Source organism: Holdemania massiliensis AP2, from assembly GCF_000327285.1.
GTDB lineage: Bacteria > Bacillota_I > Bacilli_A > Erysipelotrichales > Erysipelotrichaceae > Holdemania > Holdemania massiliensis.
Map to the genome: position 1 here is coordinate 742,126 of NZ_HE998568.1, position 22,685 is coordinate 764,810.

At 47.8% G+C, this 22,685-nt stretch carries 22 protein-coding genes; 8 read left to right on the plus strand and 14 right to left on the minus strand.

Features of this window, described 5'->3' with window-relative positions:
• Positions 1 to 178: 178 nt before the first annotated feature.
• From BN162_RS11255 to BN162_RS11270, 4 genes are all read left to right on the plus strand, one after another.
• Positions 179 to 1,798 (plus strand): DUF885 family protein, encoded by a 1,620-nt coding sequence (locus tag BN162_RS11255; protein ID WP_020225210.1) that lies wholly within the window; start codon positions 179 to 181, stop codon positions 1,796 to 1,798.
• Positions 1,799 to 1,816: 18 nt separating this feature from the next.
• Positions 1,817 to 2,635, plus strand: coding sequence for an HAD family hydrolase (locus tag BN162_RS11260; RefSeq protein ID WP_020225211.1), 819 nt, complete (start codon positions 1,817 to 1,819; stop codon positions 2,633 to 2,635).
• 227 nt (positions 2,636 to 2,862) lie between these two features.
• Positions 2,863 to 3,072, plus strand: a complete 210-nt coding sequence (locus tag BN162_RS11265; RefSeq protein ID WP_006061374.1) for a cold-shock protein — start codon at positions 2,863 to 2,865, stop codon at positions 3,070 to 3,072.
• A 160-nt stretch (positions 3,073 to 3,232) separates the two neighbouring features.
• Positions 3,233 to 4,717: a DUF1846 domain-containing protein gene (locus BN162_RS11270; RefSeq protein WP_020225212.1), complete on the plus strand. Its 1,485-nt coding sequence runs from the start codon at positions 3,233 to 3,235 to the stop codon at positions 4,715 to 4,717.
• A gap of 104 nt (positions 4,718 to 4,821) precedes the next feature.
• Here the strand turns inward: BN162_RS11270 and BN162_RS11275 are convergent, their stop codons facing one another.
• The 4 genes from BN162_RS11275 to BN162_RS11290 form a co-directional block, all read right to left on the minus strand.
• Entirely contained in the window at positions 4,822 to 5,460 is a 639-nt protein-coding gene (locus BN162_RS11275) for an HAD family hydrolase (protein WP_020225213.1), read from the minus strand.
• 80 nt (positions 5,461 to 5,540) lie between these two features.
• Positions 5,541 to 5,885: a DNA-directed RNA polymerase subunit delta gene (gene rpoE, locus BN162_RS11280; protein WP_020225214.1), complete on the minus strand. Its 345-nt coding sequence runs from the start codon at positions 5,883 to 5,885 to the stop codon at positions 5,541 to 5,543.
• A 32-nt stretch (positions 5,886 to 5,917) separates the two neighbouring features.
• Complete coding sequence (argS, locus tag BN162_RS11285) at positions 5,918 to 7,564, minus strand: arginine--tRNA ligase (protein WP_020225215.1); 1,647 nt, start codon at positions 7,562 to 7,564, stop codon at positions 5,918 to 5,920.
• On the minus strand, positions 7,561 to 7,956 hold the full coding sequence (locus BN162_RS11290; RefSeq protein WP_020225216.1) for a YwiB family protein: 396 nt from the start codon (positions 7,954 to 7,956) through the stop codon (positions 7,561 to 7,563). Before BN162_RS11290 ends, argS begins: the two co-directional genes overlap by 4 nt.
• Before the next feature lie 119 nt (positions 7,957 to 8,075).
• On the opposite strand from BN162_RS11290, the gene BN162_RS11295 reads away from it, so the two are divergent.
• Positions 8,076 to 9,962 carry a transglycosylase domain-containing protein gene (locus BN162_RS11295; RefSeq protein WP_020225217.1) on the plus strand — a complete coding sequence of 629 codons (1,887 nt, stop codon included), beginning with the start codon at positions 8,076 to 8,078 and terminating at the stop codon, positions 9,960 to 9,962.
• Positions 9,963 to 10,050: 88 nt separating this feature from the next.
• Positions 10,051 to 10,215: a hypothetical protein gene (locus tag BN162_RS18645; RefSeq protein WP_154238153.1), complete on the plus strand. Its 165-nt coding sequence runs from the start codon at positions 10,051 to 10,053 to the stop codon at positions 10,213 to 10,215.
• Here BN162_RS18645 and BN162_RS11300 read toward each other — a convergent pair.
• Both BN162_RS11300 and BN162_RS11305 read right to left on the minus strand, forming a co-directional pair.
• A complete protein-coding gene (locus BN162_RS11300) occupies positions 10,165 to 10,974 on the minus strand; it encodes a hypothetical protein (RefSeq protein WP_020225218.1) in 810 nt (269 codons plus the stop codon). The two genes, BN162_RS18645 and BN162_RS11300, sit on opposite strands and share 51 nt — an antisense overlap.
• Positions 10,975 to 11,210: 236 nt before the next feature.
• Positions 11,211 to 12,437, minus strand: coding sequence for an HD domain-containing protein (locus tag BN162_RS11305; protein WP_020225219.1), 1,227 nt, complete (start codon positions 12,435 to 12,437; stop codon positions 11,211 to 11,213).
• A gap of 142 nt (positions 12,438 to 12,579) precedes the next feature.
• On the opposite strand from BN162_RS11305, the gene proC reads away from it, so the two are divergent.
• Positions 12,580 to 13,365, plus strand: a complete 786-nt coding sequence (gene proC, locus BN162_RS11310; protein ID WP_020225220.1) for a pyrroline-5-carboxylate reductase — start codon at positions 12,580 to 12,582, stop codon at positions 13,363 to 13,365.
• A 168-nt stretch (positions 13,366 to 13,533) separates the two neighbouring features.
• On the opposite strand, the gene BN162_RS11315 is transcribed toward proC, so the two are convergent.
• The 5 genes from BN162_RS11315 to BN162_RS11335 form a co-directional block, all read right to left on the minus strand.
• Entirely contained in the window at positions 13,534 to 14,070 is a 537-nt protein-coding gene (locus tag BN162_RS11315) for a hypothetical protein (protein ID WP_020225221.1), read from the minus strand.
• A 102-nt stretch (positions 14,071 to 14,172) separates the two neighbouring features.
• Entirely contained in the window at positions 14,173 to 15,369 is a 1,197-nt protein-coding gene (locus tag BN162_RS11320; protein WP_020225222.1) for an ATP-binding protein, read from the minus strand.
• A gap of 304 nt (positions 15,370 to 15,673) precedes the next feature.
• On the minus strand, positions 15,674 to 16,135 hold the full coding sequence (locus tag BN162_RS11325) for a YbaK/EbsC family protein (RefSeq protein WP_020225223.1): 462 nt from the start codon (positions 16,133 to 16,135) through the stop codon (positions 15,674 to 15,676).
• 79 nt (positions 16,136 to 16,214) lie between these two features.
• On the minus strand, positions 16,215 to 17,678 hold the full coding sequence (locus BN162_RS11330) for a sensor histidine kinase (protein ID WP_020225224.1): 1,464 nt from the start codon (positions 17,676 to 17,678) through the stop codon (positions 16,215 to 16,217).
• Positions 17,659 to 18,363 carry a response regulator transcription factor gene (locus tag BN162_RS11335; RefSeq protein ID WP_020225225.1) on the minus strand — a complete coding sequence of 235 codons (705 nt, stop codon included), beginning with the start codon at positions 18,361 to 18,363 and terminating at the stop codon, positions 17,659 to 17,661. The genes BN162_RS11330 and BN162_RS11335 overlap by 20 nt, the downstream gene beginning before the upstream one ends.
• 122 nt (positions 18,364 to 18,485) lie before the next feature.
• On the opposite strand from BN162_RS11335, the gene BN162_RS11340 reads away from it, so the two are divergent.
• A complete protein-coding gene (locus BN162_RS11340) occupies positions 18,486 to 20,321 on the plus strand; it encodes an FAD-dependent oxidoreductase (protein ID WP_020225226.1) in 1,836 nt (611 codons plus the stop codon).
• Between the two features lie 145 nt (positions 20,322 to 20,466).
• On the opposite strand, the gene BN162_RS11345 is transcribed toward BN162_RS11340, so the two are convergent.
• From BN162_RS11345 to BN162_RS11360, 3 genes are all read right to left on the minus strand, one after another.
• Positions 20,467 to 21,150 (minus strand): hypothetical protein, encoded by a 684-nt coding sequence (locus BN162_RS11345; protein ID WP_147612178.1) that lies wholly within the window; start codon positions 21,148 to 21,150, stop codon positions 20,467 to 20,469.
• Between the two features lie 567 nt (positions 21,151 to 21,717).
• On the minus strand, positions 21,718 to 22,197 hold the full coding sequence (locus BN162_RS11355; protein ID WP_020225229.1) for an MGMT family protein: 480 nt from the start codon (positions 22,195 to 22,197) through the stop codon (positions 21,718 to 21,720).
• A 93-nt stretch (positions 22,198 to 22,290) separates the two neighbouring features.
• Positions 22,291 to 22,623, minus strand: coding sequence for a putative quinol monooxygenase (locus BN162_RS11360; RefSeq protein WP_020225230.1), 333 nt, complete (start codon positions 22,621 to 22,623; stop codon positions 22,291 to 22,293).
• Positions 22,624 to 22,685 lie beyond the last annotated feature (62 nt).

A 22,685-nucleotide genomic window follows, 5' to 3' on the forward strand; every position in this document is an offset into this window, starting at 1 on the left:
GCGACAGTTCTTTTTTTCATCCAAATGTCTTGAATGGTTTCCCAGAAACCGGTTCTGCGGATTCACTTTAAGCAAAGTCCCCCGAATTGAATACCATCCCTTGTTTTATTGCTGAATGTTCTTGCCAACAGACAAGAATTTCATTATAGTTATAGCCAAATCAACAGGAGGAATCATTATGCATTCACCGCAGGAAATCATGATCATCCGCCAGCTGGACCGCGATTTAGCGCTGGCCGGCGATCGACTGCACAGCCGTCAGATTTACCAACGTTCACTCTGGATCCCTGACGAAGAACATCGCAAAGCCCTGCTGGAAACTTTAGAACAGCTTTCCGTTCGGGTTGATCAGCTAAGCGACCATGATGAAGTTTCACATTTTTTCATTCATCATTTTCATGACTGTCTGGATTTTCTGAGCTGGGAAGCGGATGATTTCTGGGCTCATCCGCAGGTTCAGCTCGGTGAAATACTGCATTCTTTAAAACAGCTCTGGTCTTCAGATCAGCGCCGCCGCAGTCTGCGGATGACGATTCTGGCCGAGCAGTGGACGGCACTGCCCGCCTGCCTGCACGCTTTGGAAGCGCGGTTTTCCGACTTGGATGAAACTGATCTGCCGCTTGTGCTTGCCCGCAGTCAGGCGCTGAAGCATCAGGCAGAACAGATCATTCCGTTTTTGGACGAGCAGGAAGCACGGACCCGACAGGCCTTAAGTGAAGGCGTAGAAGCCTTGGCGCTTTGGATTGAATGGCTGCGCGCGGATGGCATTACAGAAAATCAGAAGATCAGATCCGATGATCAGCGGCTGAATACCGATCCGGAAGTTTACCGCCGCACGCTGGCGATGAAGCTGGGCGTAGATCTGGACGATTTGCTTTCCTGGTATCAGGATGAAATTGAAGCGACCCGCGCCAACGTCTTTGCGATTGCCAATCGCCTGAGCGATACCCCAATCACCACGATGGCGGAAGTCCGCGCCTTGCTGGATGACAAAGCCGGAGCTTGTGAAAGCGCCGAGGAAATGTTCCGGCGCGGGCATGAATATTTAGCCCGCGTCAAGGCTGTCAGCCGGCAGACGCTGTGGCATCCGATTGACGAGCTGTGCGATTTGACCGGTGTTCCGGAAGAGCTGCGGGATTCTTTCCCGTGGGGCGGCTACATGGACGGCTGCCCGTATGAACGGCCGCTGCATGGCCGGATGTTTCTCAATGAAACCAACTATCCAGCTGTCAGCGACGGCTGGATCAAAGTCAACACCATTCACGAAGCTTACTTCGGCCATCATATCCAGTTTCTGCGCGTCAACAGCGATCCGCTGCCGGAAACGATGCGCCGCGGCCCAAAAGCAGATCCGTTAATCGAGGGTACAGCACACCGCAGCGAACACGTGTATGAAACGATCTTTGCGGAGGACCCCTACTTCCCGTTGTTTACCGCTTACCGCCGGCATCATACTTCCGTGCGGATTCAGGCTGACTTGATGCTGCGGTGGGAAAATCGCCCGATCAGCGAAGCGGTGCAGCTGTATCAGGATGAACTAGGCTTCGACGTTAAAACAGCACGCGGTCAGGTTTTGGCCCAGGAAGACATGTTCGGCTATTTCACCTGTTACTGCTATGGTTTAAAAAAGATCGAACAGCTGGAAAAGGACCTGCAGCTGCCTGCGGATGAAATGACCCGGCGGTTGCTTGCGGCCGGACAGATCAGCATGGAAAGCCTGCGCCTATTGTTAAGCTGCAGTGACGAAGCCCGCTGGTCAATTCTGCACGATTATCCTAGCTTATATCGTTTTGCATGACGAAAAAGGAACCCGCCGATGATCCGCGCCTTATTTTTTGATCTGGATGGAACCTTGCTGACATCCCGAAAAACGTTGGCCGATTCAACCCGAACGGCGCTGCAGCAATGTCAAAAGCAGGGCATTGGGTTGTTTCTTGCCACAGCCCGCGCTCCCCTGCTGGACAAAATGCTGGGCTGGACAGAAGCGGAGTTTCGTCTGTTTGACGGAGGAATCTATTGTAATGGAGCCTGTGAGAAGCTGAATGGACAAACACATTACACCTTTCTTCCCGCTCCGCTTGTAACTCGCTGCGTGCAGACGGTCAATCCAATCCCTGCTTTGCACCTTGCCCTGCAGCTGCAGGAAGAACGTCACGCCTTTAACCACCCCTTAGCCGCGGCGGCTTATGGGCAGTGGGGAATCGCCCCGCAGTCCGTTGTCCCGCTGGAAGCTTCGGCTTTCTGTCAGACCGTTAAAATCCTGATCTATTTTGAAAATCTTATCGATTCAGTCACGCCGCTGCCCATTTCCCTGGTTGAATCCTGCCGTCAGATTTGTCAGGATCAGGCCAATATTTATCTGACAGATCAAGGCAAAGTGCTGCAGATCTCAAACTCCCGTACCAGCAAATATCAAAGCATTGATCATCTGCGCCGCCAGCTTGGCCTGCAGCCTGATGAAATCGCAGTCTTCGGCGATGATTGGAACGATCTGGAAATGTTGACAGGCTTTCCTCATGGTATCGTTATGGGCAATGCCGACCCTGAGCTGCGCCGCCAGATTCGCTGTCAGACACGCAGCAATGATGAAGACGGGATTGCCTGGGCCCTGCATGAGCTGTTGGGATTAATCTGACTTCACTTTTATAAAAACGTCTAAATCAAAAAACTTCGGCATGAAAAATAATTTTTAAATTGTTTGACATCCGCCGGAAACCTGTTATACTGAAGAAGTAATATTAAGCAATAGCTATGATCGCATATCGGGATTGTAATTATCACTCAATGTACAAAAATCCCTAAAGTTATGCGATTTTTTATACCTTGAGTAGCTTCTTATTTCCACTAAAGGAGGTACTTAAAATGAGTACAGGAAAAGTAAAATGGTTCAACGGTGACAAAGGCTACGGATTCATTACGGATGATCAGGGACAGGGCGATATCTTCGTTCATTTCTCAGGCATCAACGGTAATGGCTACAAGTCATTAGAAGAAGGACAGAAGGTTTCCTTCGAAGTTGAAAACGATGCGCGCAGCAATAAGTCCCGCGCAGTCAACGTAACCGTTCTCTAAAACAAAAACCCGCAAGGGTTTTTTCTTTTTGGTCAAGCCGATTCCTCTTGGCCCGCGGCTTTTGAAATTCACAGGTTCCGTTTATTTTACCATTTAATCAATAGTATTCCCGAAGGCTTTCTGATATAATATGTAATTGAGTTTTTGAGGGGTATAGACTATGAAAAGACTGGCTTTTGATAATGAAAAATATGTGCAGATGCAGTCTGCCAAAATCAAAGAACGCATCCAGCAGTTTGACAACAAGCTTTACTTGGAGTTCGGCGGCAAGCTCTTCGATGATTATCATGCCTCCCGTGTCCTCCCGGGATTTCAGCCTGACAGCAAAATTAAAATGTTGATGGAACTGAAAGATTCCGTAGAAATCGTTATTGTCATCAATGCAACCGATATTGAAAAGAATAAAGTCCGCAGCGATTTGGGGATCACTTACGATCTGGACGTCCTGCGGCTGATCGATGCTTTCCGCAGCATCGAGCTGTATGTCGGCAGCGTCGTCATCGCCCAGTATGCCGGGCAGATTACCGCGGACCTGTTTAAGAAGAAACTGGAGAATCTCGGAATCAACGTTGTGCTGCATTATCCGATCCCTGGTTATCCAAGCAATGTGTCCTACATTGTTTCCGATGAGGGCTACGGCAAAAACGAATACATCGAAACAACCCGTGAATTGATCGTCATCACCGCTCCGGGACCGGGCAGCGGAAAGATGGCAACCTGTCTGTCGCAGCTGTATCATGATTACAAGCGCGGCATCAAGGCGGGGTATGCCAAATTTGAAACCTTCCCGATCTGGAATCTGCCGCTGAAGCATCCAGTCAACCTGGCTTATGAAGCGGCGACTGCGGATCTGAATGATGTCAACATGATCGATCCATTCCATTTAGAAGCCTATGGTGAAACGGCGATCAACTACAATCGCGATGTGGAGGTGTTTCCGGTTTTGAATACTTTATTTGAAAAGATTGCCGGAGTTTCCCCATATAAGTCACCGACGGATATGGGCGTAAATATGGTTGGCAACTGCATCGTCGATGATGAAGCGGCGCGCCGGGCCAGCGAAGATGAAATTCTGCGCCGTTATTACCAGGCACTGTGTGATTACCGTCGGGATATGGCAACGGAGGAATCCGTTCAGAAGATCGAACTGATTATGAACCAAGCCGGAATTGTGAAGGAAGACCGCAAGGTAGTCACTGCCGCATTGCAGAAAGCGGCGGCAACCGAGGCGCCTGCGGTTGCGATTGAACTGAACGACGGCCGGATCATTACCGGCAAAACCTCCGATTTATTGGGAGCTTCCAGCGCTGCCCTGCTGAACGCGCTGAAGGAAATCGGCGGCATCAACGACAACATTCCGCTGATCTCACCGAACGTTATCGAACCGATTCAGAAACTGAAAGTCCAGCACCTCGGCAACCACAATCCCCGTCTGCATACCGATGAAATTCTGATTGCGCTGGCGATCGCCGCGACCAACAATCCAGTTTCCCATCTGGCGATGCAGCAGCTGAAAAAGCTGAAGGATTGCGAAGTCCATTCGACAGTTCTGCTTTCTGAAGTGGATTCTTCCACGTTTAAAAAACTGGGAATGAACCTGACCTGCGAACCGGTCTATCAGAAGAAAAAACTGTATCATCGTTGATGAAGGAGATTTCGTTCTCCTTTTTTTTCGCTTGAACTGACGCCTTTTGCATGAAAAAAACATCATTCCCCAGGAAATAAGGAAAGGATGCCCATTTCGATCATTTAATCTAAGATCAGCGATACCGCTTCAAGAATATTGGACACAACCGGTTTTCCTGAGCCAGCCAAACGTTCACGGCTCTGATGGCCGCGATCAATCAAAATACATTCCCAGCCCAAAGCCTCAGCGACTTCCCAATCATGCAAGGAATCCCCGATCATGATCATCTCCCGATCCTTCTGCGGATGATGCCGCAGCCAGGTTTGAGCTGCACTGAGCTTTTCTTTGGCGTAGATATCGGAAATACCGATTAAATCATCGAACCAGGCCGTACATCCGCATTGCTCGGTCTGTCTGCGCAGATGATCCTGCCGTGAAGCTGAAAGGATCAGCGACGGGACTCTCTGTTCCCGCAATTTATTAATCCCCGGTTCTGCGTCCGCGAACAAACCGCAGGCAGCTGCTCGCACATGATAGCCTGCCATGTATTCCTCGGAAAGATCCTCAAACCGTTCCCGTTTTAGATCAAAACCGACACTTCGGTAATAATCGATCACCGGAAAGGTAAACACGGACTGATATTGACCGGCGCTTTCGATAAGCGGCAAATTCCGTTGACGAAGCATGGCGTTGACTGTCTGAATACAGACCTCGACATCATCCAGCAATGTTCCATTCCAATCCCAAACCACAGTTTTCATGGTTTTCACCAACCCTTCTATTTTGTTATGCATTCAGCCTGTCCCAAATGAAAAGGCAGACACCGCTGCCCTTTCAATTCCTAGAAACTTTCTTCGTTTGTTTCTTCAAACGGAATTTTTTCAACTTCCGCTTCTTCCTCGAAGCTGTCCAGTTCGTCCAGCTCGTCGTTATTGTCGTCCTCGAGAACGATCGCACTGGTATCAAAGTGCGTTTCGTTATACGTATGCCGCGACCGCAGATCCCATTTGTTGTTGCCCAGGGAAGTAAAGCGGTTATCCAGCATCATCGAGGTGTAGAACGAAGCAATTTTCCGCTCCGCTACATTTTCGGAATAGCCCATGATCTGAGAAACCTCATCCCACAGCTTGTTGAAGGTGACGCTGTTTTTCTTTTTGCTTAACAGTTGGTAAGCAACATCAGTCATTGAACGATTTGACACTTTGAAACAGTCCTTTCTTACATTTTTTCCGGTGCGCTGACGCCAATCAAAGTCAAGGCGTTGCGCAGAGTCATTTCAGAAGCCTTCACCAACGCCAGACGTTGAGCGCTCAGTTCCAGATTTGTTCTGTCCAGGACTTTGCAGTCGGCATAGAACGTGTGGAACAGCTGCGCCAAACGGGTGATATAATTGCACATTTTGTGCGGCTGGCGGGTTTTGGCGGCATCCGCTACTGCGGATGCAAACTCATTGATATGCTTAAGCAGATCGAGTTCCTTTTCATGGGTGATCAATTCATAATGATCCGCAAGGGTGATGTCCTCCCCCGAACGCAGGATCGAACACATCCGTGCATGCGCGTATTGGGCATAATAGACCGGGTTTTCGTTAGTCTGCTTCTTCGCCATGTCGATATCAAAATCCATGTGCGTATCCGCAGCGCGGGAAACGAAGAAATACCGAACGGCATCGACGCCCGCTTCCTCAACCAGATCCTTTAAAGCAACCGCTTTGCCGGTCCGCTTGGACATCTTAAACTCTTCACCGTCTTTGACCATCCGGGCCATCTGGATGATATCCACTTCCAAATCGTCCTTGTTTTTGCCCAGCGACTGCACCGCTGCTTTTAAGCGGGCGATGTAGCCGTGATGATCTGCTCCGAAGAAATCGATCAGCTTATCATAGCCACGATCAAACTTATCAACATGGTATGCGATATCCGGTGTCAGATACGTATAGCTGCCGTCGCTTTTGACAAGCACACGGTCTTTATCATCACCGAAATCGGTTGTTCTTAACCACAGAGCGCCTTCGCTTTCATACGTCATGCCCTGCGCTTTTAACGTAGTCAGTGCTTTGTCCACCATGCCGCGGTCATAAATGCTCTGTTCACTGGTCCAGACATCAAATTCAACGCCGAAGGCCGCCAGATCGGCTTTCAGCTTCGCTAACTCGGCCTGCAGTCCTTGTTGGCGGAAGAAGGAATAAGTTTCTGCTTTATCCTTATGCGCCAGCTCTTCGCCGTATTCCTGTTTCAGATCCTGAGCGATTTTAATTAAATCCGGGCCGTGATAGCCATCTTCCGGCACCTCGGCTTCAACGCCGCACGCCTGCAGATAACGCGCCTGCAGCGACAGCGCCATATTGCGGATCTGGTTGCCGGCATCGTTGACATAGTATTCCCGCGTGACATCATAGCCCGCGAATTTCATCAGCCGCGTAACGGAATCGCCCATGGCCGCCCCCCGGGCATGACCCGGATGCAGATCACCCGTCGGATTGGCTGAAACGTATTCCACGTCCACCTTTAATCCTTGGCCGGCGTCCGAACGGCCGTAGTTTTCATTTTCCTGCAGTACGACGCCGATCACGGAAGCCAGACTTGCGCTCTCCATGAAGAAGTTGATAAATCCCGGGCCTGCGATTTCACATTTGGCGATCGAGCCCTGCTTCAAATCCAAATGGTCGATCAGCTGCTGCGCAATCATCCGCGGATTCTGATGAAGCTGCTTGGTCAGCCGCATCGCTGTGTTGGTTGAATAATCGCCGTGGATCTTTTCTTTTGGAATTTCAATGACGACGTCATCATTTTTTAAATCGAAATCAAACGCCTGTTTTACAGCATTCATGATGCAGTTTTTGAGATTCGTTTCAATTTGATTCACGCTTCTGCCTCCTTAAAAAACCATTCAATCTGAAAACGGTCAGACGGCTGTCCGGCTTCGCCGATTTCATAGGCGACGCGCCAACAGTCGTCATTCTGTTCCAGTAGAGTCGTAAGATTGCCGATTTCAAAAACCCCGAATTCTGTCTGAATGCGGGATACAGATCGCTGGTGAAGGACTAATAACATCGTCGTTGCCGTTTCACCCTGGCGTTGGATCGTTATGCTTGTGCTGTGTATTTCAACCCGGACCGGACACCCGGCAGAACCGCCTTCCGTATAGAACAGCTGATTCCCGCCGACGATCTCCCCGATCCCCTCACTCAGGCATTCCTTCTGCCCGGTATTGAGATCTGTGCGGATAACGCGAACTCGTTTTGCTTTTGAAATCATGTTTCTTTTTCCTTTATTCCCTATGATTATAACGGTTGTCGAATAGTTGTCAATAGTCAATTTCAATAAGTTTAAAATTCTTTCTACAGGCCACAATAATCTTACTGAGGTGAGAAGCGATGAAAAAACTGATCACAGCCGGATGCGTGCTGACACTGTGCGGATTACTGGCTCTTTTGGGCTTTTACGGCTATGCCTACTTATCCTATGTTCCGCTGCTGGGACAGGACAGCCGAATCCGTCTATATAATAACCAAGGCGGTTTAATTTATGAATCAACCTATCAGAAAAACAGCGAATGGATAAATTTGGAGGATGTTCCGCAGACAATGATCGATGCCGTCATCTCAATTGAAGACCGCAGGTTTTATCAACATTACGGTCTGGATCCGATCCGGATTGCCAAGGCGGTCATGGTCAATGCTGAAAACGGCGATATTGTTGAAGGCGGATCGACGATTACCCAGCAGCTGGCCCGCAACTTATTTCTGACACTGGATCAGACCTGGTCGAGGAAATTTCAGGAAGCCGTCTACGCGGCCAAACTGGAAATGCATTTTTCCAAAGATCAGATTTTGGAAACCTATCTTAACACAATCTACTACGGCCATGGAATTTACGGCGTTCAGAAGGCCGCGGCCTTTTTCTTCGGCAAGGAGCTGGAGGACTGCACGCTGGGGGAAATGGCGATGCTCGCCGGCATTCCCAACGGTCCGTCGTTATTTTCGCCGTTTATTTCCATGGAGAATGCCCGCAGACGGCAGGCGGTCGTGCTGCAGGCGATGGCCGATAATGAAAAACTTTCTCAAAGTGAAGCCGACCTGGCTAAATCTGAACCAGTGCTGTTAGCGGACTTTTCAAGTCAGAAAATCATGGGCTCCAGCGGGTATTATAAAGACGCCGTCTTGGCTCAGCTGAAAGAAATGGGCTTTCTCGATCAGGAAACTCTGGAAAAAGGACTGAACGTCTACACCTATCTGGATCCGCAGATGCAGACAATTCTGCAGGACGCGGTCGATGATCACATGCCCGATACCGATCAGCAGATCGCTGGCTTGATTCTCGAGCCGTTCACCTTCAACGTGCTGGCGATGGTCGGCGGACGCGACTATACAACCTCCCAATACAACCGCGCCTTATATTCTACCCGTCAGGTCGGCTCGACATTGAAGCCGCTGCTTTACTACATCGCTCTGCAGCAGGGCTTGTCGCCTTCCTCGACGTTTCTGTCCACCGCCACGCAGTTTCAGATTTCTCAAAGCGTGTTCTATTCTCCAACCAATTACCGCAACGTCTATCCGGAGAAGGAAATTTCCATGATCAACGCGATCGGCGTCTCCGATAATATTTACGCCGTCAAAACTCATCTGTTTTTGGGAATGGATTTGTTGGCGGACGGGTTGAAGGCTTTTGGCATTGAATCGGAAGAAGCCACCGCGGCGATGGCCTTGGGCGCCACGCACTTTCCGTTAATTGATCTGGCCAAGATTTACAACACCTTTGCCTCCGAAGGTCTTGTCGATGAACCGTCGATGATTCGTCTGGTCACCGACAATGCCGGCAACATCCTCTACCAGCGACATGAAAATCCAAAACAGCTGCTGCACCGGGATGAAACGCTGATGCTTTCACAGCTGCTGAGAGCCCCGTTTGACATCAAAAATCTTCAGGTCATGTCGCCTTCTTTGCTGGGGTATGAGCCTTATACAACGACCGCCGCCAAATCCGGATCGAGTGACTGGGACAGCCTGATCGCCGGCTATAATCCGCAAATGACCGTCGTTTTGTGGAGCGGTTATGACGAGAATGAACGGCTGGAAACCAACGAAGAACGGAGGGTACCGAAATTAATCTGGAAACAGATCTTCAATACCGTCTATCCCCAAGATTCCCCCGGTCCCTGGTATACGCTGAGTCCGCAGCTGGAAGAGCGGCGCGTCGATCCGATCAGCGGTCAGCCCAATCCAGCCGGCTCACTTTACTGGTTCCGCCGCACGGATCCATGAATCCTGCGAAGCATTGAAAGAAAAAAGGACGGCAGCCAGCCGAACCTTTCCGATGGTTTTCCCATAGTCTAAAACAGGAGGTATCGTGATGAACCGTGGATGTTTAATCACTCTGGCCGCGATGGTAACGGGCTTGGGCGTGTTGACGGCACAGCTCTGGCCAGCCCTTCTCTGGGCTCACTCCAGTGCCGGACTAGCCTGTTTAACCTGCCAGATGGCCTTGATCGCCTTTCTGCTTTATCGGCATGAATAAGCGCCGCTGCCATTGAGCCCACACCGTTACCGGTTCAGGCTGCAGCGTGATCCCCATTTCCATCAGCTTTTTTACCAGCTGCATGCGCAGATACTGCGGATCGGCGGAATAGGCGGAAGACAGACTTGCGGTGATCCATGCCTGATTTTGAATACAGACAAACCGCAGACCCCCGGCATCAATCTTAGGACCCAGCTTTTCGGCCAGCTGATGCCAATGATGAATTTGGGCAATGGCTTTTCCCCGTCGGACAACATCCTTTTCCTGAACCGTCATGATCTGACTTTCCAGGCGCTGGATCAATGTCTGTGGATCAATCTGGCACTTCATTATGCCCACCCCTGGATTTTCTTTGACCCATTCGATCCGGCATGCGCCCTCCCTGCATCGGCCGGACTTTTTTATATTCCCCAGCGAGCGGATTTCCCATGGCTGATCCTCCGGTGCAGCCAGCGGCAGCGCAAGCAGACAGGGCTGACTTCCAATTAAACCGCTTTGACAGCCCCACCGCCACATCAGGCAGTTGAAAAAGCGCAGACTTCGCTGCAGTGTGAGGGGACTTTCATCCAGAATTCCGCCCAGAATCATCTGTTTCCCTGATTTGCAAACAACGCCGATCACTTCCTGCCCTTCGATCTGCGCCTTGAAGCAGCGGCGGAACTGAACGGGAAAAGCCGGATCTAAAAACCGCGGATCCCGCAGCCGGCCGTCAGCCGCCCTTTGGCTATATTCCTTTTCTGTCAGCCATTCCCATCGCATAGCCAACGCCCCCTTTTTCACTTCTGTCAATTTAATTAGACATTTTATGACAGCGAAAAAGCGAAAGAAAAAGCCCTGATTTCCAAGAATTTTGGAGTTTTCAGGGCTGTCAGGGAAAGTCTACTTTTTGCGGTTTGTGCAAAATAAGCGATCACTTTGACGAACAGCTGTATTATATCATCTTTTCCATTTTTTGGATGGTCAACGTTTGATTTTCATCGTTTTGCCCGATCCTTTTACAAATTCACCATTTCACGGGGATAATACATCCGCAGATCATTCTTGGATTCGCCATGAACCAACGCCGCAGCGATGACCGAAGCCTCGGAGAGTTCACGGATGCTTCCATCCTCCATCAACACCCAGACCATTGAATTTTCATTCCCCTGATAGGGTTGATAAGGCCGCTGCCGAACTTCATCCACCGTCAAATAATAAGCGGGATCCCAACCCTTTTCGATCAGGCGCTCACGCATCGCTTCCAACTGCTTTTCCGAATGGATTTCACATGATTGAAACAGATCGCGGTCCAATAAACGCCGGGCTAAATCCGAAGCTATCGGATCTGCACATTGGCGCAAAAGTGTAAAGCCATAGTTGCAGGCGGATTCGTCCATCAGAAAATGGTCCTGCGGACTGACGCTTTTTCCTTCCAGAAACGCATTGAAGATCGGAATCTGTTCCAGAATCGGACTGTGCTGCTGGCGCAGCTGCTTTAACCGTGCAAACGTCAGGGCGAGCATCGACTCAAAGCTGCGCGATACCGGATGAAAATAAACCTGCCAGTACATGTGATAGCGGGCCATAATGTAGTCTTCTACCGAATGCATTCCGCTTTCCTTCACGACCATTTTATGATCGCGGACCCGAATCGTCCGCAGGATGCGCTCCAGATCAAATTCACCATACTTTGTCCCTGTGAAATAAGCATCCCTTAACAGATAGTCCATGCGGTCCGCATCCAGCTGGCCGCTGATCATCTGCACCAGAATCTTATTGGGATGGGTATGATCAATGACTGCCGCTACGCTTTCCGGCAGTGATGGGCAGCAGCGGACTAACGCCCGATGCACTTCGGTATCCTCCAGAATGATCCGGCGCGTCATCTCTTCGTGCTTCGCGGTCGTGACTGATTCAAACGCATGCGAAAACGGGCCATGTCCCAGATCGTGAAGCAGACCGGCCACCATCACCGTGATTTTTTCCTCCTCGCTCAGCGTTTGGCGCAGATCGCGAATTTCTTCCACCATCCGCCGGGCAATTTCATACACGCCTAACGAGTGTGCAAAGCGGGAATGTTCTGCCGTATGATAGACCTGAAAAGCTCCGCCCAGCTGCCGGATCCGTTTTAAGCGCTGAACCTCTCGGCTGTTGATGCAGTCCCAGATTACCTGCAGATCGACGTGAATATAGCCATGAATTGGATCGCGAAGCACTTTGACTTCGCTGAGTTTTTCAAACATCGTTTCCACCTGGCCTTTCTGTCTTTATTTTAAAGGTTTCGCCGATGAATTACAATTCGCCTTGCTGTGGATTTCCCATCTTTGTTGTATAATAAAGTTCTAATCGTCAGACTTTCACAATAGAAAGCAGGAGGAATTGACAATGACAACAATTGGCTGGATTGGTACCGGCAACATGGCATCGGCGATCATTCGCGGCATCACGCAGAAAACGCAGGACTACACGATGGCGGCATATTCGCCAAATTTAGCAAAAAAAACGGATTTTCCCGCCCAGAAGCTCATTTCGGCAGCCGAGGTGGCGAAGACCAGCGACATCTTATTTTTAGCGGTCAAGCCGTATAAGATGACGGAAGTCCTTGAGGAGATTAAGGATGTGCTGAAGCCGGAAACGCTGGTGGTTTCGATTGCGGTTTCTCTGACCCTGGACTGGTATGCCCAGCGGTTAGGACAGGATGTACCGATCGTGCGAACCTTGCCGAACACCTGCGCTGCGGTCGGCGAAGGCTTCACCGCACTCACCTTCAACGCAAAAGTAACAGAAGCACAGAAACAACAGGTGATTTCTTTATTTGCGATGACTGGGAAAACCGCTGTCATTGAAGAGGCTCAGATGAATGCGGTATCAGCGCTGACCGGCAGCACTCCGGCCTTAATTTACATGGTGATTGAAGCCATGGCCGACGCTGCGGTTAAGCATGGAATACCCCGCGCACAAGCGTATGCGATGGCCGCCCAAGCCGTCAAAGGGGCAGGCGCGATGGTGAGTGAAACGGGTCTTCATCCCGGTGTGTTAAAGGATCAGGTTTGTTCCCCTTCCGGCAGCACGATTGTCGGTGTGGAAAAAGCGGAAGCGCTGGGTTTGCGCTCAGCGATGCTGGAAGCGGTTGACGCGATCATTGCGAAAACAAATCAAATCAGCGGATAAGGTTTCCTTGCGAATTAAAGTTTAGATGATAAAGACGCTGTGAAAACCGGAAGATGGTTTTTCGCAGCGTCTTTACTTATATCCATTGATCTAATCCTGAGCCTGTGCAATTTCAACGAGTCTTCAAGCTGGAGATGACCAAAACATCTTCTCTAAAATGAACCCGATTCATTCTTTTTTTTCTTCATCAGAAGAAAATTGCTTTTCATCTCGGCGGGTGATTCGCATTGTTCCACAGACATATAAGGAATCGTATTCAAACTTAAAATCATAAAATAAAAGTTCCGCGTCATCATACACTCCCTTCATGAGCGTAATGGGAACCTCTGAAATCATCATGGAATCCTCCTCGTGGATGTTCCCGCGAGTGATATACGGCAGCAGTTCATAGGAAGAAAAATACAGCATCATTTGCAAGCCAGCGTCTTGGTTGCCACCGTTATAATCTAAGCCTTGCCCGATCCACTTTCTTCGATCCCAAATATTTTGCTTGTAATATATATCCCTGACCTGAAACCAGCCTTCGCCCATCGTGTCGCGAAAAAACAAATTCACCGTTTTCCCATTGGGCGCCTCCGTTAATTCCTGACACTCATCACAGGCTTCACTTTTGAATTTAGGATATGCATTATGGTAAATATCGTTCAGCTTCAAAGCGACCACCACTGCGAGTACAAGGCCGAGCAACTTGAAGACTCTTTTCATCCTTTTCACCTTCTTATAAACAAATATTAAGTGTAAAATTTTCAGTGACGCTTTCGTTGTTTGGAGTGATTTCTGCTTAAGCTTTAGACTAAAGACAAGCTTTTATTTCAAAAGCCAGTCAAGAACATTGATTTGCTTGATCCCATTGTGGGAAACAAAGGGAACAGGATCCATTGTCAGCAAATATTTTGGATTGTGATCTTTAATCGCATCCAGCGGTTCCAGTTCGCGCTTCAGTGTTTTTCCATCAGCATCATTGACGGTATAGGCTACTTGATAATATTCCTCGCCTTCTTCCCCAATGGCAATAAAATCCACCTCAACACTGCCAATTTTGCCGACATAGACCTCATAACCACGGCGCAGTAATTCTAAATAGACGATGTTTTCTAAAATATGCCCATCGTCCGCCTTTTTTCTTCCCAAAACCGTGGTTCTAAGTCCCACATCAGCGGCATAATATTTATCCCCGGTTTTAAGATACTGTTTTCCTTTGATATCATATCGGCCTACACGATAGAAAATAAAACTATCAATCAAAGCTGTGCAGTAACGTTCGACCGTATGCACTGTAATTTTACGCCCCGCTGAGGTCATGGTATCTGCGATTTTTTTTGTAGTACACAAATTCCCAATATTATCAAATAGGAAACGCACAACACTTTGAAGCATATTCACGTCAGAAATTTGATTACGGGCAACAATGTCCTTTAAAATAATCGAATCCACAATTCCCTCCAGATACTGCCGAATATCTCTTTGATGATCTAACTGGAGAACATAGGGAAAAGAACTGTCTATCAGATATTGTTGATAAAGCCGATCAATATTTCTGTCCGTAGGAAAAACCGAACAATACTCCTTAAAGGACAATGGCAACATTTTAATTTCAATATATCGTCCCGACAACAATGTCGCTAGTTCACCTGAAAGCAAAAACGCATTCGAGCCTGTAATATAAACATCACAATTCTTTTTTATATACAAGCTATCGACGGCTTTTTGAAAATCCTTGACCCTCTGAACTTCATCCAAAAAAATGTAGTTCATTTTATCCGGCACTATTTTGTCTTTTACTAACTGATAAAGTGCCTTATATTCTTCTATCTCAGCATAATCACCGTCTTCCAAATTGAATTTTATGATTTGTTGAGCGGAAACCCCATGATTCATCAAATATTCCTGATAAAGTTCGAATAATGTTGATTTCCCACACCTCCGGATTCCGGTGACTACTTTGATGACTTCTTTATCTTTCAACCGAATTAAATTATTTAAATACTGATCTCTGGAAATCATTTTTACCACCTCTAGTTTTATCATATATCAAATCCATAAGATTATCAAAAGTTTTTGCATTGAAATGCAAAAACTTTTGATTTTTAAACACTTTTTAAATTATAATGCAAACTTTTAAAAAAACATCCTTCTGTAAATTGATATACAAAATAAAGACTGTGCATGGGTAATCGGACTTAGATCTGATGCTTTAATTCCATTCGCATTCTGTTCATCCTAATCTGAAAACGATCTATGACAGACGCACAACTATTTTAAAAAGCGCCGCAGAAATTTAACGGAAGTTGTTGCATTCTGCGGTGCTTTACTTACATACATCAATCCAGGTTTCAGCCTGGGCAATCTCAAACAGCCGCTCCGGCGTCAGCTCAATTGCGCTGTTGCCGCTGCCGCAGGCAGGAAAGACGGTTTCAAATCGCTGCAGCGATACATCCAGATATACAGGAATCCCTGGCTGAATCCCAAACGGACACACCCCGCCAACGGGATGACCGATCTGAACATCCACTTCTGCTTGTCCCAACATCTTGGCTTTGACATGAAAGAAAGCCTTGAATTTCGCATTGTCGATCTTCTGATCTCCGGCGGTTACAATCAACACCGGCTTGCCTTCAACCCAAAACGCCAAGGTTTTCGCAATCCGCGCGGCTTCTGTTCCCAACGCTTCCGCAGCCAAGACAACCGTTGCGCTGGAATGCTTCAATTCGATAATCTGATCGGCACAGCCCCAGATTTTCAAATAGGCTCGTGCTTGTTCTAACGCCATAAAATCACTTCCTGTCTGCTTCTAATCTTACTCCGGCGGAAGCTTCTTCGCAATCCCTACTCCATTCTTGGGGATGTTCTCATTTTCCCTGATCATGATCAATCGGAAAGATCAGTGTAAACGTGGTTCCAACGCCAAGTTTGCTCGTAACCTGAATCTCAATCTGATGACGCACGGCAATTTCTTTGGCGATCGCTAATCCCATGCCGGAGCTGCCGCATTCAATCCCCTTTCCCTGACGATAAAACCGTTTGAAGATGTTGGAGAGGGCTTCCTGATCCATCCCCACACCTTCATCCTGAATCACAATCTCCCCCTTTTGCGTTTGATAATAATAGATCGACTTGCCGGATTCTGTATATTTTACCGCATTGTCCAAAATCAACATCAGCAGCTTGCGGATCAATTCATAATCTCCCAGCATGACAAAATCATTTTCCGGTGCCTGCGTTACGAATTGGATTTTCTTTTTCATCGCCATGCCGCGGGCGCTCATCGCCGTGTCCGACATCACCTCAGACAGATGCACGGGCTCCTGTTTAATCTTGAATTCCTTGGTTTTTAGCGTTGAGATCATCAACAGATCCTGAATCAGTTTTTGTAAATACCGGCTTTCTGATAGCATCTGCTGATAATAAGCTGCGACGTCCTCCGGATTTTTGATCACGCCGTCGGCCAGAGCTTCCAGTGAACCGCGGATCACGGTGACTGGTGTTTTCAGCTCATGGGAAATATCCGCCAGGAAGTTATCGTGCATTTTCGCTTCATTTTTCTGAATTTCCTTACTTTTGCGAAGCTCAATCGCAAGCTGATCCATCGAATAAGCCAGCTCTCCGATTTCATCCTTCTGATGAATATGAGTCTGGATCGTTAAATTCCCCTGTGCCAGCTCCTTGGCGATCAGCGTGATCTTGCGGATCGGAGCGGTAAAGCGATTCGACATAAAAACGATGACCAACAGAAGCAGCAGTAAAACCACCAGCGTCAAGCCAAACAGAAAGCTGTTGATCTTGGACTGCATCGCGATGGAATCGCTGGCCTGATGCAGAATCAGAATGATGCCGACCGTTTCCCCGCTGACATTTTGAATCGGCGCCGCGCCGGCAATGATATGCCCGTCGGAAGTGGGAAACTCGATGCAGGAGCTTTCTCCCGCCAGCGCTGAATCTCGAACGGTTTCCGCTTCCGGAATTAAACTTATATCCTGCTTTTCAATCAGCTGATTGTCATTTAAGTAGAGATATTGACCATTTCGATCACACAGCGAATAGCTGTAATCACTGATATCCGAAAGCATCGCCAAACTGTACTCCACGTTTTCCAGGCTTTTGATCGACTGAATGAAATTCTCCGGTCCTGTTTTTTCCGGAAGCATCCGTTCAAACGTTTCCGCTACGTTTTCTGCTCCGCGGAAAATAATATCAACATGATGCGAGTTTAAAACATCCGCTGTAAAATGCGAAAAATTGTAAACTAAAATCACGGCATAGCTCACAATGACCACGCCGAACATCAGCACTAACTTAGTGGTCAGCTTGCTCATGCTTCTTTTCCTCGTAAGCAAAACTGTAGCCTACGCCCCAGATCGTTTTGATTGAGAAACAGGGATGCGGAACTTCATCCAGTTTGGCGCGCAGCCGCTTCACACAGGAATCCACTGCCCGATCATAACTCTCTCCACTGTAGCCCCAGACCAGATCCAACAGAATCTCACGGGAATAAACCCGGCCGGGATGGGAAGCAAGCAGGACAAGCAACTCCATTTCCTTCTTGGTCAGATTGATCGGTTTACCATCCAGACTGACTAAATTCCGGCTTTCCTGAATCATTAAATTGCCATAGACAAAGTCGGCTTGTTCCGGATTTTCCTCGGTTCGGCGCAGCACCGCGCGAATCCGCGCCATGACTTCCTGGCAGGAAAAGGGTTTGAGAATATAATCATCCGCGCCGATATCCAGTCCCATAACCCGATCCTGATCCGCTGTCTTAGCGGTAATCATCAGGATCGGAACACGCGATACCTTGCGGATGCATTGACAGACTTCAAAGCCGTCGATATCCGGAAGCATAACGTCCAACAGGATCACATCCGGCTTGTAGTTGGTGAAATAGGCCAAACCTTCCTGTCCGTTGTGCGCGATCAGCATCGTATAGCCCGCTTCTTTTCCATAATGATACAAAATGTTGCAGATGGATTCGTTGTCATCCACTATTAAAATCGTTTTCATACTCGTTCTCCCATTTTAATTATAACTAACAACAGAATTTAGTCAAAACTGTGTCAAAACCAAAATATTTTCAACACATTGTTAAATTATTATCTTGTTGCATTGCAAGAGGAGGAAAGACAATGAAAAAGCTTATTCGTCTGGCTTTGTGCCTGCTTATTGCGGCTTCGGTTACCGGCTGCGGCAATTCAGGAACAACCAGCACCCCAACTCCCTCAACGTCAGCTTCGTCGCTGACGCCGGGTACGTATACCGCAACAGTTACGGGTCATAACGCCCCAATTACGATTGAAGTCACGGTCAACGACCATGCGATCGAATCCATTCAGGTCATTGAATCTTCGGAGACCGCCGGAATTGGAACCAACGCGATGGATCAGCTGACAAACGACATCATCGCCAATCAGACAGTGAATCTGGATACGATTACCGGATCGACGATTACCAGCGCTACCTTCATGGCTGCCGTCAAAGACGCGCTGACTCAGGCTGGAGCGGACTTGAGCACCAGCTTCAACACAGAAGTCGCTGCAGAAGCCTTGAATGACAGCTATGACTGCGACGTATTGGTCATCGGCGGAGGCGGATCCGGCATCACCGCTGCCGTGCGGGCGGCACAGACCGGCGCGGACGTCATCTGTATTGAAAAGAACGGCTTCATCGGCGGTGATACGGTCCTCAATGCCGGAACGATGGTTGCGACCAACTCCCGGATTCAGAAAGAGGTCTTAAATGAAACCAACGATTCTTCTGAACTGCTGTACCAGGATATCATGCAGGTCGGTCTGCAAAAGAACGATCCTGTCTTAGTCAAGCTGCTGGCCGACAACATTGGCGAATGCATCGACTGGCTGACGGATGATTTGAAGATTGCCTACGATGCCGCAGCTACGCAGTATCCGGATCACTCTGCTTCCCGGCAGATCGGCGTTGTCGGCCGTTCAGTTTCCTTCTTAGATCAGATGAAGGATCTGCTTGCCCAAAACAACGGCCAGCTGTTCACGGATGTTCGGGCTTCCAAGCTTCTGACCGATGACAGCGGTGCCGTCGTGGGTGCCATGGCTACCGATGCTACGGGAAAAGAAGTGACGATTAACGCCAAATCCGTTGTTCTGGCAACCGGCAGCTTCGGCGCCAATCAGAAATTACTGCCGGAAACCCTGAACGGTTATCTGTTCTACGGTCGTGACAGCGACACCGGCGACGGCTTAGTCATGGGTGAAGAAGTCGGCGCAGCCACGATCAATCTGGATCTGGTCAAGGTTTATGCTCAGGGCGTCGAAAAGCTGCCGACCAAAGGTCTGGCCGCGACGGCCAGCTCGACGGCAGCCACAGCAGGTCATGGTGCGATTTATGTGAACTCCAAGGGTGAACGGGTCGTCAGTGAAGTCGGTACTTTAAGTGAAATCACTAACGCCACTACAGCTCAGGAAGACAAAATTCTTTACCTGGTTATGGATGAAGAGGCTTATGCCGCGTATCTTGCCAAATCTGTTGAGGACAAGCTGATCCCTAGCGAAGCTTCCATCGAAGATTGGTATTCCGTATCCAACAATGGAAAACCGATCATTGTCAAAGGGGATGATCTGAGTGCACTGGCCGGACAGATGGGCATTGATGCCGAAGGTCTGAGTGCGACAGTCGCAGAATACAACGACATGTGCGCCGCTGGCAAAGACACGCAGTTCAACAAGCCGGAACCCGTTGCCCTGAAGGAAGGTACCTATGTCATCGTTGAACAGAAGCCGCGCTTCGCAACAACGTTAGGCGGCTTAAAAGCCAATGAGAACCTCCAGATCGTGGATGCGGACGGCAATCCGATTGCCAACCTCTATGGTGCAGGCTGTGTTGTCGGCGGTGCCAACGGTGCGGATTCCATGACAGCGATGATGCAGGGCTGGGCTAATTTCTCGGGCTACACTGCAGGCACCAACGCTGCGAAAAACGCCGGGAAATAAATTCACTTTCATTTCATCTTAAAACTAAAAACACAGAAACACAAAAACCAGACTTTCAGCAAAGCCGCTGAATCAGTCTGGTTTTTACTTTGTTGCTTCTTTTGTTCTTTGACTCTTTCATTTAGTCGTTACTGAATACTCACTTTTAATGGTCTCGCTCCCGATTCACATACCGGTATTCATAAATATTTCCATGCTGGTCATGAAACTCAATTCGATGGGCGCCAAGCTCAGCAGGAAGAACATCCACTTCTTTTCCATCTTCATAGGCTGTTAGTCCCAATGTTTTAAAATCCACTAGGGCAGAATCTAAAGCACTTAGCTGAAGAGAAGCTTCAAAGGGTTCTGATTCAATGTAAAATTCATCAGTGGAAAAATAAATCGGCCTTAAATACTCCCTGCGATTTAAACCATCATCGGGGATATAGGAAAATAATTTATCCTCTAAGAGATGGACAAGATTCAAGATCAGATCATGATTCGACAGCACATAGCGCTGACTGTTGATTTTAACCCCATCCCCGCAATATTGAATAAACGTGACAGAATAATCCTGAGCATCGTTGACTGTTAGCGTAACAGGAGCATAAAACAAGTCATAACTTGGATCATGACAGTGAACTTCGGAATATCGTGAATCTTCAGGATAGATCACCGATTCTTTTATCTCACTGATAAAAGCTTCCGCAAACTTGAAATCGGTAAAAACCAGTCGGGAAGAAAACCAGAAATCAATAGTTACCGAATCCATGACCGGTGGCAGCCAGACTTCAAACGGAAGCGGATCTCCGAACAAAAGCGCTTTTTTACTTTTTTCCTCTAAATTCAACCTCTCATTGAAAGGGATATCCGTTACCTTAAAAGTTACCTCTTTGCTTGTGATTTGATTTCCATCGTGGAATTTTAGGAAAGCTATATTCCGGTAGTTTTTATCTACGATCTGGACCGTAAAGTCCGTGAAAAGCTGAAGATTCTCATCCGCATTTTCAGCAGCGGAGATTTGATGGTTAAAAAAGATATGGGATTGATCTGACTTTTGTACCATTGTCGTAAAGGATAATCCGATAAGTTTCCTTTTCCGCTAAATCAAAACCAAGTTCAGAGATCGTAAACAGACTTTCGGAAGCGGTTCAGCGGATTGAGGTGGCTGAACGTCTTTCTGGGTACAAGCTGAGATCAAGAATCCAAACGCAATGATGAACATTAACAAAATGTTCTTTGAGTGATGTTTGGCTCTAAGCGATTGCTTTTGATCGTGATTAAAAAGATGATCAAACACTTTCAAAAGAATTTTATCCTCAGTCATTTTCATGCTTTCCACCCATTTTCGATTTGAGTGAAGTTCTGCCTTTCTTTTCAGTTGAAAACCTGACGCTTGCCGGCAATCCCGCTCGGTCTATTTCAAGTCAAAAAGAGCTTTCTCGTAATCTTCGACATAGTATCGTATATTTTTACGACCTTTTTGAATAATCGTATGTCCTTCGGCTTCCAGCTTTTCTTTCTGCGCTTCAATCCCGCCGGGGTATTTGGCATTCAGCTCGCCCTTGGCTTTCAACGTTCTCCAGTAAGGCGTCTTGTCTTCTGTACGCTGCTCGCTTGCCCACGCCACAATTGAAACAAAAATACCGGCAGTGATCGGTTCTGTAAAATCCGCATGATTTTGTTTGGCGAAATATTCCCGGATTTTTCCAACGGTCATCAGCTTGCCATAAGGAATTCTTTTCATTACCCTGTCATAATCGATAGGTGGTGCAAAATACATTTTGCTTCCGCCGTATTTCTCAATGCTGCTCTGATCGGTGATCGTCTGAAACTTAGGCATATCCTTACTGTCATGGAGCATCGCGTTAAAATCTTTTTTATCTTCATTGGCCATGAGTGTTCCCTCCTGCTTTAAGGATAAGCAGTTCTTTCCTTCTATGCAATGAGACAGTTATAATTATTTACGTAATTTTCTATCAAATAAAACTTATTCCCGGATAAACTGTTTGTCTGATTCCGGGAGCGGTTCTTCTGCCGAGACAGTTCTTTCAACTTTCATGTGTAAATCATATTTCAACCGAAGCTCCGTAATTTTCTTCATCATCAGCGAGGCATGATGCCGGTCAATCGCCTGCTGGTTTTCCCAAGCATCAATCAACAAGACCGTTTCCGGATCTTCCATGGAAAAGAAATAATCATAACGCAGATTCCCTTCTTCCCGGCGAATCTGAGCAACGGTTTCGCTCTGAACCATTTCTTCGGCAAATTGACGGGCATGACCCTGGATTCCTGTATAATAGATGTTGACAATAATCTTCATATTCTTCCTCCATCTTCACTTACAATTAACTTTCGATTTCTTTCGGCACATTCACAATTTAT